This is a genomic window from Gordonibacter faecis (assembly GCF_030077735.1).
In the GTDB taxonomy this organism is placed as follows: domain Bacteria; phylum Actinomycetota; class Coriobacteriia; order Coriobacteriales; family Eggerthellaceae; genus Gordonibacter; species Gordonibacter faecis.
Map to the genome: position 1 here is coordinate 167,618 of NZ_JASJEU010000014.1, position 14,955 is coordinate 182,572.

12 protein-coding genes and 1 other annotated feature are annotated in these 14,955 nt (G+C 60.5%); of the genes, 2 read left to right on the plus strand and 10 right to left on the minus strand.

Annotated elements, in window-relative coordinates; genetic code table 11:
• Nucleotides 1-57 precede the first annotated feature (57 nt).
• Nucleotides 58-504, plus strand: coding sequence for a zinc ribbon domain-containing protein (locus tag QNJ86_RS08415; protein ID WP_283832165.1), 447 nt, complete (start codon nucleotides 58-60; stop codon nucleotides 502-504).
• A 69-nt stretch (nucleotides 505-573) separates the two neighbouring features.
• Here the strand turns inward: QNJ86_RS08415 and ettA are convergent, their stop codons facing one another.
• The 3 genes from ettA to QNJ86_RS08430 form a co-directional block, all read right to left on the minus strand.
• On the minus strand, nucleotides 574-2,253 hold the full coding sequence (gene ettA, locus QNJ86_RS08420; protein WP_283832166.1) for an energy-dependent translational throttle protein EttA: 1,680 nt from the start codon (nucleotides 2,251-2,253) through the stop codon (nucleotides 574-576).
• Nucleotides 2,254-2,367: 114 nt separating this feature from the next.
• On the minus strand, nucleotides 2,368-3,426 hold the full coding sequence (locus QNJ86_RS08425; protein ID WP_283832167.1) for a nucleoid-associated protein: 1,059 nt from the start codon (nucleotides 3,424-3,426) through the stop codon (nucleotides 2,368-2,370).
• Nucleotides 3,427-3,489: 63 nt separating this feature from the next.
• Nucleotides 3,490-4,422, minus strand: coding sequence for a DMT family transporter (locus QNJ86_RS08430; RefSeq protein ID WP_283832168.1), 933 nt, complete (start codon nucleotides 4,420-4,422; stop codon nucleotides 3,490-3,492).
• 196 nt (nucleotides 4,423-4,618) lie between these two features.
• On the opposite strand from QNJ86_RS08430, the gene QNJ86_RS08435 reads away from it, so the two are divergent.
• On the plus strand, nucleotides 4,619-5,518 hold the full coding sequence (locus QNJ86_RS08435; protein ID WP_283832169.1) for a LysR family transcriptional regulator: 900 nt from the start codon (nucleotides 4,619-4,621) through the stop codon (nucleotides 5,516-5,518).
• Between the two features lie 108 nt (nucleotides 5,519-5,626).
• Here the strand turns inward: QNJ86_RS08435 and QNJ86_RS08440 are convergent, their stop codons facing one another.
• The 7 genes from QNJ86_RS08440 to QNJ86_RS08470 form a co-directional block, all read right to left on the minus strand.
• Nucleotides 5,627-6,202, minus strand: coding sequence for a hypothetical protein (locus tag QNJ86_RS08440; protein WP_283832170.1), 576 nt, complete (start codon nucleotides 6,200-6,202; stop codon nucleotides 5,627-5,629).
• A gap of 38 nt (nucleotides 6,203-6,240) precedes the next feature.
• The gene (locus tag QNJ86_RS08445; protein WP_283832171.1) at nucleotides 6,241-7,167 is read right to left on the minus strand and encodes a DUF4013 domain-containing protein; all 927 of its coding nucleotides are present in this window, start codon (nucleotides 7,165-7,167) and stop codon (nucleotides 6,241-6,243) included.
• Between the two features lie 448 nt (nucleotides 7,168-7,615).
• Nucleotides 7,616-7,993 (minus strand): 50S ribosomal protein L7/L12, encoded by a 378-nt coding sequence (gene rplL, locus QNJ86_RS08450; protein WP_283832172.1) that lies wholly within the window; start codon nucleotides 7,991-7,993, stop codon nucleotides 7,616-7,618.
• Nucleotides 7,994-8,078: 85 nt separating this feature from the next.
• Nucleotides 8,079-8,597, minus strand: coding sequence for a 50S ribosomal protein L10 (gene rplJ / locus QNJ86_RS08455; RefSeq protein WP_283832173.1), 519 nt, complete (start codon nucleotides 8,595-8,597; stop codon nucleotides 8,079-8,081).
• Nucleotides 8,598-8,654: 57 nt separating this feature from the next.
• Nucleotides 8,655-8,799 (minus strand) — a sequence feature (ribosomal protein L10 leader region).
• A 104-nt stretch (nucleotides 8,800-8,903) separates the two neighbouring features.
• Entirely contained in the window at nucleotides 8,904-10,844 is a 1,941-nt protein-coding gene (locus tag QNJ86_RS08460) for a putative periplasmic lipoprotein (RefSeq protein WP_283832174.1), read from the minus strand.
• Nucleotides 10,845-10,999: 155 nt separating this feature from the next.
• Entirely contained in the window at nucleotides 11,000-13,678 is a 2,679-nt protein-coding gene (gene acnA, locus QNJ86_RS08465; protein WP_283832175.1) for an aconitate hydratase AcnA, read from the minus strand.
• Between the two features lie 355 nt (nucleotides 13,679-14,033).
• A complete protein-coding gene (locus QNJ86_RS08470) occupies nucleotides 14,034-14,639 on the minus strand; it encodes a HEAT repeat domain-containing protein (RefSeq protein ID WP_283832176.1) in 606 nt (201 codons plus the stop codon).
• Between the last annotated feature and the right edge of the window lie 316 nt (nucleotides 14,640-14,955).

Below are 14,955 nucleotides of genomic sequence, written 5' to 3' on the forward strand. Positions count from 1 at the left end.
GCAGGCGCAGCCGCATGGTTCAATGGCAGCGTCCGCCCGCCGATGAAAGGATTCACCATGAGTGTTGGAGACGTGCTCGTCCGCATCCGCAAGGAGCAGGGCCTCACGCAAGACGACCTCGCGCGCAAGCTGTTCGTCACTCGCCAGGCCGTATCACGCTGGGAAAACGGCGAAACCTCGCCGAGCATCGACATGTGCAAGCTCATTGCTGCCACCTGCGACGTTCCCGTTGTCGAACTTTTGGAAATGCCGGACGCGCCCTACTGCCAAAGCTGCGGCATGCCATTTTTCAAGCAGGAAGATCACGGCACCGAGGCTGACGGCGCACGGTCCGAAGAATTTTGCTCCTGGTGCTACAACGACGGCGCATTTATTGAAGACGAATCGCTCGAGGAACTCATCGAGCGCTGCGCCCCCGGCATGGCCGAAACCTGCCACATTACCACCGACGAAGCCGTCTCCTTCATGGGAGCTGTCCTTCCCACCCTCAAACGCTGGAAATAGCTGCGCGAAAGAATCCGCCTGAAAAAAACAAGGGCCCCGCGCGTTGGTTTGTGCGGGGCCCTGTTAGTTCTAGTCGCGGGTGAGTTTGCGGTGGACGCGGTGGGGTTTGGCGGCTTCTTCGCCCAGGCGTTCGATGCGGTTCTTCTGGTAGTCGTCGAAGTTGCCCTCGAACCAGTACCAGTTGCCCGGGTTCTCGTCAGTACCTTCCCACGCCAGGATGTGCGTGGCAATGCGGTCGAGGAACCAGCGGTCGTGGCTGGTCACCACCACGCAGCCCGGGAACGCCATCAGGGCCTCTTCCAAGCTTTCCAGCGTTTCCACGTCGAGGTCGTTCGTGGGCTCGTCAAGCAACAGCAGGTTGCCACCCTGCTTGAGCGTGAGCGCCAAATTCAGGCGGTTGCGCTCGCCGCCCGACAGCACGCCAGCAGGTTTCTGCTGGTCGGGGCCCTTGAAGCCGAAGCTGGCCACGTAGGCGCGGCTGGGGATTTCGCTCTCCCCCACCTTCATGTAGTCCAGGCCATCCGACACCACTTCCCACACGTTTTTGTCCGGATCAATGCCTGAACGGTTCTGATCAACGTAGGAAATCTGCACGGTCTCGCCGATGGAAAGCTCGCCGCCCGTGAGTGGCTCAAGCCCCACAATAGCCTTGAACAACGTGGACTTGCCCACGCCGTTCGGGCCGATCACGCCCACAATGCCACCCTGCGGCAGCGTGAAGGACAAGTCATCAATCAGCACGCGGTCACCGAAGCACTTGCGCAAATGCGAGGCCTCAATCACCTTCGCGCCCAAGCGCGGCGGCACGGGAATCTGAATGTCGGATACGCTCGTCTTCTCGAAGGAGCGCGCCTCGGCCGCCATCTGTTCGAAGCGCTCGAGGCGGGCCTTGCTCTTGGCCTGGCGCGCCTTCGGGCTCGAACGCACCCACTCCAACTCCGAACGCAGGCGCTTCGCCAGCTTCTCTTCGCGCTGACCTTGGCCCTCCAGACGCGCGGCCTTCGTCTCCAGGTAGGTGGAGTAATTGCCCTTGTAGGGGTAGAGGTGCCCGCGGTCCACCTCGCAAATCCACTCGGCCACGTTGTCCAGGAAGTAACGGTCGTGCGTGACGGCCAGCACGGCGCCCGGGTAGCGGCGCAGGAACTGCTCAAGCCAGAGCACGCTTTCCGCATCCAGGTGGTTCGTTGGCTCGTCGAGCAGCAGCAGGTCGGGTGCCTCCAGCAGCAGGCGGCACAACGCCACGCGACGGCGCTCGCCACCGGAAAGCACGTTCACCGGCATGTCGGGGTCGGGACACTGCAGCGCGTCCATAGCCTGCGAAAGCTGGCTGTCGAGGTCCCACCCGTTTGCGGCGTCGATGGCATCTTGCAGCTCGCCCATCTCGGCCATGAGCGCGTCAAAATCGGCATCGGGCTCGGCCATCTCTGCACCGATGGCGTTGAAGCGGTCGATCTTGGCCTTGAGCTCGCCAAACGCCAGCTCGATGTTCTCAAGCACCGTCTTATCTTCCTCAAGCGGCGGCTCCTGCTGCAGGATGCCCACGGTGTAGCCGGGCGTGAGGCGCGCCTCGCCGTTCGAGACTTCCTCAAGGCCCGCCATCAGTTTGAGCAGCGTCGACTTGCCCATGCCGTTCGGGCCCACCACGCCAATCTTCGCGCCGGGATAAAACGACAGCGACACATCGTCAAGAATAACCTTGTCGCCATGCGCCTTGCGCGCCTGATACATTTGGTAGATAAACTCAGCCATGGTGCTCCTGTTCCTTATGCTTGAAAGCCGTGTGTCGGCTATTGTCTCATACGGGTTCACTCAGGGAAAGCGCCCGCACCGGCGCGCGGCAGCCCTCCCGCGCAGGCGAACCCGCTAGCGGTTCTCAATGCTGCCGATGTTCTTCAGTTGGATGGAAATCAGTCCGTTCGGCGCACTGGCGAACTCGATGAATTCGGGGTTCTCGCCCAGTTCAGCCGGGAAGGTCACCTCGATGCCCGTATCGGTGCGAATCTTGTGGTGCTTCGCCACGCGCTTTGCGACGGTCTTTTCCACCACCAGGCGCTCGGGTAGCGCCTCTTCGGCCAGCGCTTCTTCAAAGCGCTTCTGCAAGGGCCCGTCGTCGAACACCTCTTCGCCCAGCTCCCACGGGGCCAGTTCCTCGGATTCCTCCACGGCCTCACTCACGTACGCCTTGGCCTTCGACACCGCCACCGCCGAGTTGGCGCCGTACTCTTCGGCGACCTCTTCCACGATGCGCGCTACTGTGTCGAACACCTCTTTGCTCGATGCTTCCATGGAGCATTGCAAAAGGCCATCGGGAATGAGCCAGCGCTCTTCGCCGGCGATGGTGCGCGCCTTGTCGCAAAACGACACAGCCAGCGTGCGCGACTCCACCACGGCAAACGACTGCACCTTTTGCGAGGGATTCGGCAGAATGGCGTGATGGCGGGCCACGTCAACGCACGTGCCGCCGCTCTCGCCCTGACCGATCTCGTGCATATACGCCTGCCGGCTTTCCAGCAACATGAAAGCGAAGTAGCGCTTGCCGCGCCCTTCGTAGGCGGCGGCCGCTTCCTCTTCGGTCAGCTCGGTGACGACGGTTTCGGGTTCGTCTTCGAAGTCGACCACCAGAAGGTCGGTGGAGGGAGTCTTTTCCATGCGGCCCAGTTCACCGGCAATGAACTCAGCAATCTGCGTCGACAACCCCACGAAGTCGCGCTCGCCGCGGAAATACCCACGCAGCTCTTCGGCGAACAGGCTATCGTCGGCGAACGACCCGCGCTTGCTGTCCAGGTTGTTGAGCGCCTTTTTCGCGTGGCCCATCACATAGCGCTTCGCGTTTTTGCTCGAAAGGTCCAGTTCCTCTTGCGCGTACACATTCACGCACGAAACGAAGTCGAAAACGTGCAGTATTGCGTGGTTAATCTTCATGATGCCGGTATCACCGCCGTGTTCTCCCGAAGGTTCTTCTGCGAACGATCAGGATACCTGAGATCAGCGCGATACACCGCCAAAGCCTGAAGAAATCCGCACACTGCGCGGCGCAAAGGCGGGTCGTGCGGCTTGCGGTGCGCGACGGCCACCCACGCATTCCCCAAAGAGCGCGCCCCCTATCACCAGCGCAGCGCCAAGCATCTGCGTAGGACCAGCCGCTTCACCCAGCAGCAACACGGACAACACCACGGCCGCAAGCGGCTCCAGATAGCCGCAGAGCGCCACCGACTGAATCGAAAGCTTGCCCATGGCTGAGAAGTACCAGTAGAACCCGAGCGCCGTGTTCACCAACCCCAGCATGAGAAGGGGTGCCCAATCGCCAGGCGCAATCGCGAACGAGAGGCCGCCCTGAGCCCCCAACGCCACCGCGCTCACCAAAAAGGCCGACGTCATTTGCACGGCCGAGCCCTCCAGCCCGCCAATGCCCACGGCCTTCTTGTTGAAGATCACCATGACGGCAAAGAGCACCGCCGCCACGCCGCCGAACACGAGACCACGCACGTCGCCGCCGCTTTGCAGCGCACGACCGCTGACCAGCGCCACGCCACAGAGTACCGCCGCGAAGCCCATCACCTTCTGCTTCGTCAGGCGCTCACCAAACAGCAACGGCGAAAGCGCCATCACAATAACCGGCCCGCAGTAGTAGGCAAGCGACGCCACCCCTACGCCCACCAGCCGATATGCTTCATAGAGAAAGAGCCAACTCGCCCCGAGTGCCGCACCCGACACCACCAAGCACACAAGGGAGCGACGGTTGTGTAAGAAGGACGTCCCCCGGCGAGCAAGCAGCAGAACCGTGCCCAGCGCGAGCGCACCCATCAGTGTACGCATGAGCACAATCTGGCCGCTGGCCAGGCCAATCTGGCTTGCCACAATGCCGTTGGAACCAAACAGCAGCAACGAGGCCACATAGGTAATGTAGGCGCTCTTCATCGCCGGCTCCCCTCGCCGCACGCGCCTTCGTATGTCGCTTGTGCTTTGCGCGCCTCTGCGCTGTACGCGTTCATCGCTGCTCTGCGCCTTTCTTCCTATTTTGCGTCAGAAAGCAGTATGCGCCGGATTTGTTGATTACAAAAGCGAATATTTATCATACTATGTATGAGTAATCCGAATACTGCCAGGAGGAGCCATGGATGGAGGAATACAGAAGCTCGCCGCCTTCGTCAAAACGGCTGAATGCGGCAGTTTCACGAAGGCGGCTGAGGCGCTGTCGTACTCGCAATCGGGTATCAGCCGCATGGTTGCCGACCTCGAGCACGAATGGGGTGTGTCGCTTTTGGAGCGCGGTCGCGGCGGCGTGCGGCTCACTTCGGACGGACTGCGCCTGCTTCCGCACGTCGAAGCGGTGTATGCTGCCCATGGCGAACTCAAGCGCCGCGTCGACGAGCTGAATGGCCTTGAGGCAGGCCTCATCCGCATCGGCACGTTCTCCAGCGTGGCTACGCATTGGTTGCCCAACGTGGTGAAGGCCTTCCAGAAAGACCATCCGCGCATCGACTACGAACTGCTCATTGGTGAATACGCTGAAATTGAAGAGTGGATTGCCAAGGGGCGCGTGGACTGCGGCTTCCTGAGGCTTCCCGCCTCCGCCGACCTGGACGTTTTGCCGCTCGGTGGCGATGAGTTGGTAGCCGTGTTGCCACTCGGCCACCCGTTATCCACGCGCGACACCGTCCCTTTGGCTGAACTCTGCGCCGAGCCCTTTATGCTTCTGGAGCGCGGCACGAAAGCCGAGGTGTCGGAACTCTTGGAGCGCTACGATGTCAAACCAAACGTCCACTTCACCACCTGGGACGACTACGCAATCATGTCCATGGTGGAAAGCGGCCTTGGTGTGGGCATTCTGCCGCGCCTCATCTTGAAGCGCGCGCCCTACCGTATTGTTACGCGCAGCCTTGACGTGGAGGCGCGCCGTGCCATTGGCATTGCGCTGCGCGACCGCAAAAGCGCCTCGGTTGCCGTTAAAACCTTCCTCGACTACCTGCCGTATCGCCTCGGCGATGCCTTCGGCGGGAACCGGGGGCTGTAAGCCGCCCGCACCGGCGATGCGCGCCCACAAAAAAGCGTGCGGGCTCGTTGGAACCCGCACGCCGCTACAACTCTTTCCGTTGGAGCCGACCGGCCCCGCGCCTTACTTTCAACCAGTGAGGCGATACTCGCGCGCAAGATCGGCCGCCTTCGCCCGCTGGCCATTCTCGTTAAAGCGCCACCGCTCAAACACCACCGCCCCGCCACCAGCAAAGACATCGTACACGCCATCGAACTCAATGTGCGCACACGTGAAAGCGCCATCCAGGGAGGTGAAGTACGTGGCGGCACTTTCGTTAAACGCACCATCGTCGAACACGTACACGCGCGCCGTCTTGCCGCGTCCGCCCGTCGGCACGAGCAGCGTACCGCCGCCAGCGAATTCCACGGGCAGACCACGCCCGCCAAAAACAACATTCCCCACGGCATGTTCGGGCTGGAACCGCCCTAGCCAATCCTTGCGCGCGAGCTTCGCCCACGCAGCCCAGGCCCGCGTGAAGCGCAGAGAATCGTCCTCGTACAGCGCGTCGAAGAAAGCGCGATAGTCGTTCGCGGCCTCAAGATGCGCGCGAAATTCCGGACGCACATTACCGCCCAGCGCCGCCAACGACATCACCTGGCGACATTGCGCTCGGCGTTCGCCCTCAAGCTCATCTATCTGCCGCTTCAATTCTTGGTAATCCATGGTGTCTTCCCCCTCCGTTTCCCCTGATCGGTGGCGTCTTAGCGCAGCGGCGGCTGCCCGTACGGAGGCTGCTGCCCCGGCCCACCAAAGCTGCCAACGGCACCCGCCAACTCAAAGGGCATAGGGTCATCCTGCCCACGCCACGCCGGCACGTCGAACTGGCGCGTCCAGTACCCCAACGCACGGGTGATCATAGCAGTAATAAACACCGTCATCACCGACGAGGCAAAGCCCGCCAGCAGCGCCAGGATAACCGCAACCCCGCCGATGGTGAAGATCATACCCATAATAGCCGCACCCGGATGGTTTGCGTTGATGTTCAGGTTGCCTCCGGTTGCAATGAAGCCAACCAGCATCCCTACGACCACTACCACTATGATAAAAATGGTCACCGCCACCGACAAGAAGAACATCAGCAGCACCGCCATCCCCAAAATACGCAGCATGCCGTTAAAGTCGCGCCTCAGCATGCTCCACAAGCGACCCAACTGAAAACCCGCCGAGAGTCGTCCGTAAATGCTCATGCGCATGGACCCCGCCCAGAAAAACAGCACGGCGAACAGCATGGCCGCCAGCGAAAGCGCGAAGAGCACGAGCCCCACCACGCCCGAGGCCATACCAAACGGGAAGGAGAAGTGGCCGCCGTAGTGCCAGCCCCACGCGGAACTGCCCGTCAGCATCATGGCAACCACATCCACAAGCCAGGGTGCAAGTGAACACACCAGCCCAATAACCATCACAAAGAACCCGCGGCTGTACAGCCGGCCATCCTCGTTACCAAACACATGCGCAGGCAAGGGTGCATGAACGCCCCACGCAATATCACGCCCCCACCCATAGAGGTAGCCGTACACCACAATCCAACCAAAGATAGGTATAAGACTAACCAGGCCCAGCACCACCAACTTGCCAAACCACCCAGGCGAGTTTTTAATATCCTGCCACGCCGCGTTGAAATATCCCATCGGTACGGTCTCCCCCTTCAAAGCCACCGCAAAAATTCTTGCAACAGCATACGACAATCCAAGAATTTCACTATAGGCGAACGTCACCGCGCGCATACGTTTCGTTGCCATTCCGTCAGCGTTTCGTAGATTCAACAGATGCATGAGCAACTTGAAATTTCCAAGTCCGACCAATTCGCGCGCAGCGCGAAAACTATCTCACTGGTTGGCGTAGTAAAACAGCGAGGCTCCTCGATGCCCGAGAAAGTAAAACGCCCCCAGGTGGAGGCGTTTTGTAAAACAGGTCGTTCGTAGAGTCAGCGAGGGGTGCGCTGGTGCCCGAGATTGCCCCGCCGCGCGCCCGAGCGTGCTTCGCACGTGAGGGTAAGCGCACAAGGGGCAAGATCGGGTGCCAGCGCACCCCGCAGCGTCGAACAATTCCGGCGGCCGTGAGGCCGCCGGAACCAGATTACTTAAGGGTGACAGCAGCGCCAGCCTCTTCGAGCTTGGCCTTGATTTCCTCAGCCTTGTCCTTGGCAACGCCTTCCTGGATCGGCTTCGGAGCGCCCTCGACCACTTCCTTGGCCTCCTTCAGGCCCAGGCCGGTGATCTCGCGGACAACCTTGATGACGGCGATCTTGTTGTCGCCGAAGCCCTCGAGCACGACGTCGAAGTCAGACTTCTCCTCGGCGGCAGCGCCACCCTCAGCAGGAGCAGCAGCAGCCACGGCCACGGGAGCGGCAGCGGACACGCCAAACGCTTCCTCGATGTCCTTGACCAGCTCAGACGCCTCAAGCAGGGACATCTCCTTCAGGGCCTCAATAATCTCTTCACGCGTAATAGCCATGATAGCTTCCTTTCAAACGGCCGGCTTTTCCGGCCTGTACAGTGTCTTCGTTCAAGCGGCGCATCTTACGCCGCCCTCGCTGCGCCTACGCAGCTTTTTGATCGGCCACAGCCTTCGTGACCTGAGCCAAACCACTCGGCACGCCGTTGAGCGCGACAGCGAGGCCGCGAGCAACACCGGAAATAGCGCCGGCGATCTGAGCCATGAGCTCCTCGCGGGACGGCAGGGAAGCGATGGCCTCCACCTGAGCGGCAGACACCTGAGCGCCTTCCATCAAACCACCCTTGATCTCCAGATCCTGGTTGGCCTTCGCGAACGTCTTTACAGCCTTCGCTGAAGCGGCCACGTCGGAACCGGCGAACACGAATGCGCTCGGGCCCTCCAGCAAATCATCGAGCGTGGGCAGGCTCGACTCCTCCAGCGCGATGTGCATGAGCGTGTTCTTGTACACCTTCATGCTGCCACCGGCTTCGCGGATGTCGTTACGCAGTTGCTGAACCTGCTTCACGGTGAGGCCGCGGTAATCCACGACCCACATCGCAGAGATGCCGTCGAGGTCTTCCTTGATCTTGACAAGCGTTTCTTGATTCTGAACGTTGGGCATGCAGTACACCTCCTTCTTCTCAAACTCGGGTTCCGCCCCTCGCGGGTGGGATCGTCGCCTGAGAAAAGGAAACGACCCCCGCCGTCGCATGACAGCAGGGGTCGTCTAAGCGCGAAACTTATACAACCACCTCGGCGGGCCGCGATCTCTCGCGATTAAACCTTTCGGTGCCTGCTGTCTTGGGCAGCGGAACTATCCTGTGCTTCGTGCCACTTCTTCGAAGCAGCCTTTACAGTTTAGTACCGTTTCCTGCCCTGTCAACAGCAACTTCCGAAATTACACCACCAATTTACACCACTGAGGCGCTTAGGCAGCGTTGCCGCCCGCATCGCCCGTAGCGTCGGCTCCCTTAGCAGTCTCTTCAGCGGAGCCAGCGGTGCCCTCCTTCGAAGAAGAATCCTTTGCATCTCCCGCAGATCCGCTGATGATTTCCTCAACCGGGCTGGTCGGCTCAGCTTCCACGTAGGTGAACGTAATGGTGTCGCCCTCCTTGTAGCCCACAATCTCAATGAGGCCCGGCAGCGCGAAGTCGTAAATGGTAGCACCGTCGTCCAGCTTCACGTAGAAGTGCGAGTTACCCTCAACCACGGCGGTTGCCATGTGAGCAATCACGCCCTGTTTCTCCAGTGCGCCCGAGTCCACGCCCGCCTCGGCCAGCACGCCGTTGGTGGCGAGCAGCGCCTGGTAGGCCTTCTGACACTCGGCCACCGTATTGCCCACGGCCACATTCTGGTAGCGCTGGATGTCCAGCATGGCGAACTGCTTCACCAAGCCGGCGTTGTCCTTCAATGCCATGAAGTACGTCGGCTGGCCCGACACGTTAATGAGCAGCGGGAAGGTGGCCTGGTAGCGCAGGTTCTGCACCTGGCCCTCGGCCGACTGCATGGCCGATTCCTCCGTCGCGCCCGCCACCGAGTAGAAGTGCGACTCGGCCGTGCGCTGGTTGATCAGCACGAAGCCCACGATAGAGTTGTCGGCCGTCGCCGAGGTCACGCCTGTGTACACCCACACGTCGTCATCCTTGGCAATGTAGTTGTAGCCCAGATTGCCGTCGGTGCCCGGCGTGGTTTGCACGACGTTCTTCTGGCCAAACACCGAGTTTAGCCAACCGTCCTTGTACTTACCGGACCAGTTGTACTGCTCCAGCAGCAAATCGGTGGGGTACGCATGGTCAACCCACTGCGGCACATCACCAATCGCCAGGTCCTGCGTCTCGCCCGTCGTGGCGTCCACCATAACCACCCGCTGGATGGTCGTGCCTCCGAACAGGCCAATCGTGCGCGACTGCACGGGGCAAATCCACCAGGGATGTCCCTCGTCGTCAATCTCAAACGACTTCTGATCAAACATGTAGAACGGGTAGCTCAGCTGCACATGGCGGTCGATATTGCGCATGAGCGGCTCGGACTCGGAATAGTGAATGGGGCTATCCTCAAGACGCACAATTTCCGCATCCTGTGTGGTCATGTTCACCAGCGCATACGCCGGAATACCCGCCTCGCGGTTCGTGAACCACTTGAACAGGTCGGCATAGCCCAGCGGACTCACGCGCACGGGCGCGCTCTGGTAGTTGATCTGGCTATACAGCGGTGAAATCTCGAACTGGCTCACGTACTCGGGGATGGAACCCATCTCGCGGTTGCCCAGCAAAATGGCCGAATCGCGGTCGATGACGGGAATTTCCGAGTAGTTCACTTCTTTGATGTCCTGTGCGAAGTTGTCTTCCGTCGTCTGCAGCACGTTCGCGTACTTCTCGGCATTACCCGGGAAGATGGACAGCGACAGCACCGCACCCAGCACACCAACCACGGCCACGGCTATCGGCAGATAGCTCGCGAACTTGAAGGCTTTGGCTTTACTTGGGTTCAACTCATGCTTGCCCGTACCGGTCTGATAGCTGTGCGAGCGGCTCCAGAACACCAAAAACAGCGGCAGCAGAATAAACACCGCCACAAACATCCACGTGTCCGTGCTGTGAATGTTGATGGGCGGATGGAACCACCAGTAGGCAGCCAAGCCCACAATCACAATGACAATAGCGGCAATGATCAGCGCCTTTTTACCCCATGCGGCCATGCGATCAGCGAAGGGCACCTCCACGTGCACATGCGGCGGACGTCCGTCGCCCCCTTCGCCCCCGGCGCCCGTCGATGCGTCTGCAGGATCGGCGTCAAAGCGCCCGTCCACATTCACGCCCGACTGCTTGAGCGCCTCAAGCAACGCCTCAAATCCGGATGTCTGCTTCACGGCATCCACTCCCTTTTTCTCGAATGTCTAAAGTCTCTAGTATAAAGCAAAGCGCTCAGCTACTCATCGTAACCAAGCGCCAACGTTACCTTGTCTTTACAAATAAAGAGGTTGGCAGGAGTAATAGCTCACCCCTGCACTCATGTTTCTTTCCCTTACAAAAGATTTCGCAGAACGAAAGGCAGAATGCCGCCGTTTTGATAATAGCGACCCTCCGTCGGCGTATCCACGCGCACCGTCGCCTGGAATTCCACGGTTGAACCGTCCTCGCGCTCAGCGGTTACGACAACTACACGCGGCTCCGGTAGTCCCGCCGAGAAGTCGATCGGCGCTACCGTGTAGCACTCGCTGCCATCAAGGCCCAGCGTCTCGGCGCTCTGCCCCTCCGCAAACTGCAAAGGCAGAATGCCCATACCAATGAGGTTGCTGCGGTGGATGCGCTCGAAGCTTTCCGCAAACGCAGCGCGAATACCCAGCAGCGCCGGCCCCTTCGCCGCCCAGTCGCGCGACGACCCACTGCCGTACATCTTACCCGCCACCACCACAAGCGGCGTGCCTGCCTTCGCGTACTCCATAGCCGCATCAAACAGCGGAAGCACCTCGCCCGTTGCGAAGTCGCGCGTCCAGCCACCCTTCTTGCCCTCAGCCAGCATATTCTGCAACTTCACGTTGGCGAACGTGCCGCGCATCATCACCTCATGGTTGCCGCGACGCGCCCCGTAGGTGTTGAAGTCGGCGGCATCCACACCGCGATCCTCCAGGTAGCGCGCCGCCGGCGAGTCGGACGCAATGGAACCTGCCGGAGAAATATGGTCGGTCGTGATGAAGTCACCGAGGCGCGCCAGCACACGCGCGCCCTCCACCGACGCAGGCGCCGCAGGCTCGCGCGTCATACCATCAAAGTACGGGGCGCGGCGCACATAGGTTGACACATCATCCCAGGCGAAGGTGTCGCTCGACTCGCTTCCAAGCGCCTGCCATGCCGCATCGCCGTCATAAAGGCCGCGCGTACCTTCCTCGTAGAGTTCCTCGTTCACGCACGAGGCCACCAGCGCGTCAATTTCCGCGTCGGTCGGCCAGATGTCAGCCAGATACACCGGCGTGCCATCCTCACGCGTACCGAGCGCATCGTGTGTCAAGTCCACGTCCATGGTGCCCGCCAGCGCGTAGGCAATCACCATCGCGGGCGCAGCCAGGTAGTTTTGCGACACGTCGGGCGAAATACGACCCTCGAAGTTACGGTTGCCAGATAGCACGCTGGCCAGTTCCACCTCATCAGCCACGTCATGCAGCGCGTCAAAGAGGGGGCCCGAGTTGCCGATGCAGCTCATGCAGCCGAATCCGCAGGTATAGAAGCCCAGCTGGCGCAGCCCGTCCAGCAGGCCCGCACGCTCAAGCAACAGTTCCGTAGCCTTGCTGCCCGGCGCAAGAATGGTCTTCACCCACGGCTTGGGCGCAAGCCCCGCCTCTGCGGCCTTCTGCGCCACGAGGCCACATGCCAGCATCATGCGCGGGTCGGTAGCCGTGGTGCAGCTGGTCACGGCCGCAATGGCAAGTGCCCCATGCCCGATCTCGTGCTCCTCACCGGCTAGCTCCACCGACACCCTCTTCTTCATATCCAAACCGCGCTCAGCACACACCGCGCGGAAACGCTCCTGCACACCCGTCAGCGGAATACGATCATGCGGACGCGACGGCCCCGCCAGCGAGCGCTCCACCGATCCCAAGTCAAGCTCAATCACCTCAGCGTACGTGCGCTCCGGCGCCTCCGGATCATTCCAGAAGCCCTGCGCCTTCGCGTACGCCTCCACGAGCGCCACCTGCTCAGGCGCGCGACCCGTCAGACGCAGATACGCAAGTGTCTGCTCATCCACCGGGAACAGCGTGCAGGTGCTGCCGTATTCCGGCGTCATGTTGGAAATGCACGCACGCTGCGTGGCATTTAAGCTGGCAAGGCCCGGCCCGAAGCATTCCACAAACGAACCCACGACACCTTTTTCGCGTAGCATCTGCGCAAATGTCAGCGCCACATCCATAGCCGCCACGCCTTCGGAAAGCGCGCCGGTCAAGCGCACGCCTACCACACGCGGCACGAGCGTGGTAATAGGCTGCCCAAGCGCCGCCGCCTCAGCTTCAATACCGCCCACGCCCCAGCCCAGCACGCCAATACCATTAGCCGTCGGCGTATGGCTATCAGTCCCCACCAGCGTGTCGAAGTAGGCAACCGCCGGCTCATCTTCTGCGCGCTCAACACCCGCTGCATCCGAGGTCATTACCACGTGCGCAAACTGTTCGATATTGAGTTGGTGACAGATGCCCACCCCTGGCGGCACAATGCGCACGTTGTCGAACGACTGCTGCGCCCACTTCAAGAAATCATAGCGCTCGCGGTTGCGCAAGAACTCCAGCTCCATGTTGTGCGCAAGCGCCCCCGCACACCCCGCTTCATCAGCGATGACCGAGTGGTCAATCACCAGATCGCAGGGAATCTGCGGGTTGATCTTCGCCGGGTCGCCACCCAGTTCGGCACACGCCTCACGCATGACGGCGAAGTCCACAAACACCGGCACACCTGTGAAGTCCTGGAACAACACGCGCGCCGGGCTGAACTCCACCTCACTGCCCACGTCGCCCGCAGTGCCAGCCGCCACAATACGGTTCGCCAACTCTTCCGCAGCTGCCTCATCCTCAACCGTGCGCAGCACGTTCTCCAACAACACGGTCAACGCATACGGCAACGTCTCCGAGCCTTTTACGGTCGAGGCAGGATAATACCGGTACTTCGTGCCCTCCACCTCAAGCACGGAGGCAAAACGGCTGTTTTCGTTCGTCATCACACTCTCCCTCAATCGTATCTCAGAATCCCGTCGCTCCAACCGTCCACTACTCATGATAAGCGCCGCGTCAGGAAAGAATATCTCGCCCTTTAGGTTCTGCCATCACGCACAACGGAGATCCTCTTCACGGGTACTCCGTAGGGCAAGGGTTCTACCCTTGCCGCGCAGCTTTGGAAACCCACGAGGGAAAGCGCATGCCGGCAACTAAAAGACGTTTGCTTTAGTCTCGCTCAGCGAGAATAAACCCACCAGCCAACCTTGGTTGACGGTAAGGACAGAGCCCTTACCCTACGGTCAACCGAGCAGGTGGGGGATCTTTTAAAGACCCCCCCCCCACAAACTCGTGCGTTTATCAGGCGTTCAGATTATCGAGAATCTGCTGGGCGCGACGCTTGAGTGCCCCTCGACCGTTCGAAGCGTCAAACGCCATACGAGCGGCAAGCTCTTCCTTCACCCGCGGCGAAAGCTTGCCTGCTGAAAAATCAACAACGCCAATAAGCATGTCTTGGAATTCCATATCGCCATGCCAGCACTGAATACCCTCATCGATAAGCGACCACACACGCTCGGAGCGATTCTCCGTCGTGCCGCCCAGTTTGCAGAGGAAGCGCATTGCCGCCAAGCGGACAAGCCCGCTCTCTTCATCGAACAGCGCAGCCTCAGCCCCTGGAATGGCCTTATCACACATACGCGAATCGTAGTCGACCAACATGGTCAGAACGTCGAGGCATTCCCAACGCGTCTGAGCCTCAGGCCTATTAAGAGCATCAACAAACGCATTGCCCTTCTCAACAAGCTTCTCGGGTGCCACTTTTGCAATAATTGCCAACGCCGTAGCAGCGTTTTGACGCGCACGGCGCGACCCTCCCGCCAGCGTCTCCACCAGCTCTTCGAGCCTGGCCTCGTCTCCCATTGCCTTTTCAGCCGAATCCGCCGCCTCTTGCGCCTTGTCGCTCACCAGACGTTCCTCCATCCCTACGAGAATATGCAGGTAAAATAGTATCGACTCTATTATACCCCCGCCTGTAACCCCTCCCCTCCCAGCCTTAGAATTAACACGACCCCATCCCCGGCAAACGGCACAAAAAAGAGGACCCTCAAGTCCTCAGGATCCTCCACCTCCTTCACCTCTCGCAATAAGGAGGGTTCGAAGTCCTATCAACTCCCCCGAACTGCAAACAAGGCCCCCTTCGTCCCTCCCCCCCCCCCAACAAAAAAAGAGGACCCCCAGGTCCCCTCACATCAGCAACAACAGCTACCACTCACCCAGCAGC

Coding starts and splice junctions, on each gene's coding strand:
- QNJ86_RS08430 (WP_283832168.1), bottom strand. CDS start 4,422: ATGAAGAGCGCCTACATTACCTATGTGGCCTCGTTGCTGCTGTTTGGT.
- QNJ86_RS08435 (WP_283832169.1), top strand. CDS start 4,619: ATGGATGGAGGAATACAGAAGCTCGCCGCCTTCGTCAAAACGGCTGAA.
- QNJ86_RS08440 (WP_283832170.1), bottom strand. CDS start 6,202: ATGGATTACCAAGAATTGAAGCGGCAGATAGATGAGCTTGAGGGCGAA.
- ettA (WP_283832166.1), bottom strand. CDS start 2,253: ATGGCTGAGTTTATCTACCAAATGTATCAGGCGCGCAAGGCGCATGGC.
- acnA (WP_283832175.1), bottom strand. CDS start 13,678: ATGACGAACGAAAACAGCCGTTTTGCCTCCGTGCTTGAGGTGGAGGGC.
- QNJ86_RS08415 (WP_283832165.1), top strand. CDS start 58: ATGAGTGTTGGAGACGTGCTCGTCCGCATCCGCAAGGAGCAGGGCCTC.
- QNJ86_RS08445 (WP_283832171.1), bottom strand. CDS start 7,167: ATGGGATATTTCAACGCGGCGTGGCAGGATATTAAAAACTCGCCTGGG.
- QNJ86_RS08425 (WP_283832167.1), bottom strand. CDS start 3,426: ATGAAGATTAACCACGCAATACTGCACGTTTTCGACTTCGTTTCGTGC.
- rplJ (WP_283832173.1), bottom strand. CDS start 8,597: ATGCCCAACGTTCAGAATCAAGAAACGCTTGTCAAGATCAAGGAAGAC.
- rplL (WP_283832172.1), bottom strand. CDS start 7,993: ATGGCTATTACGCGTGAAGAGATTATTGAGGCCCTGAAGGAGATGTCC.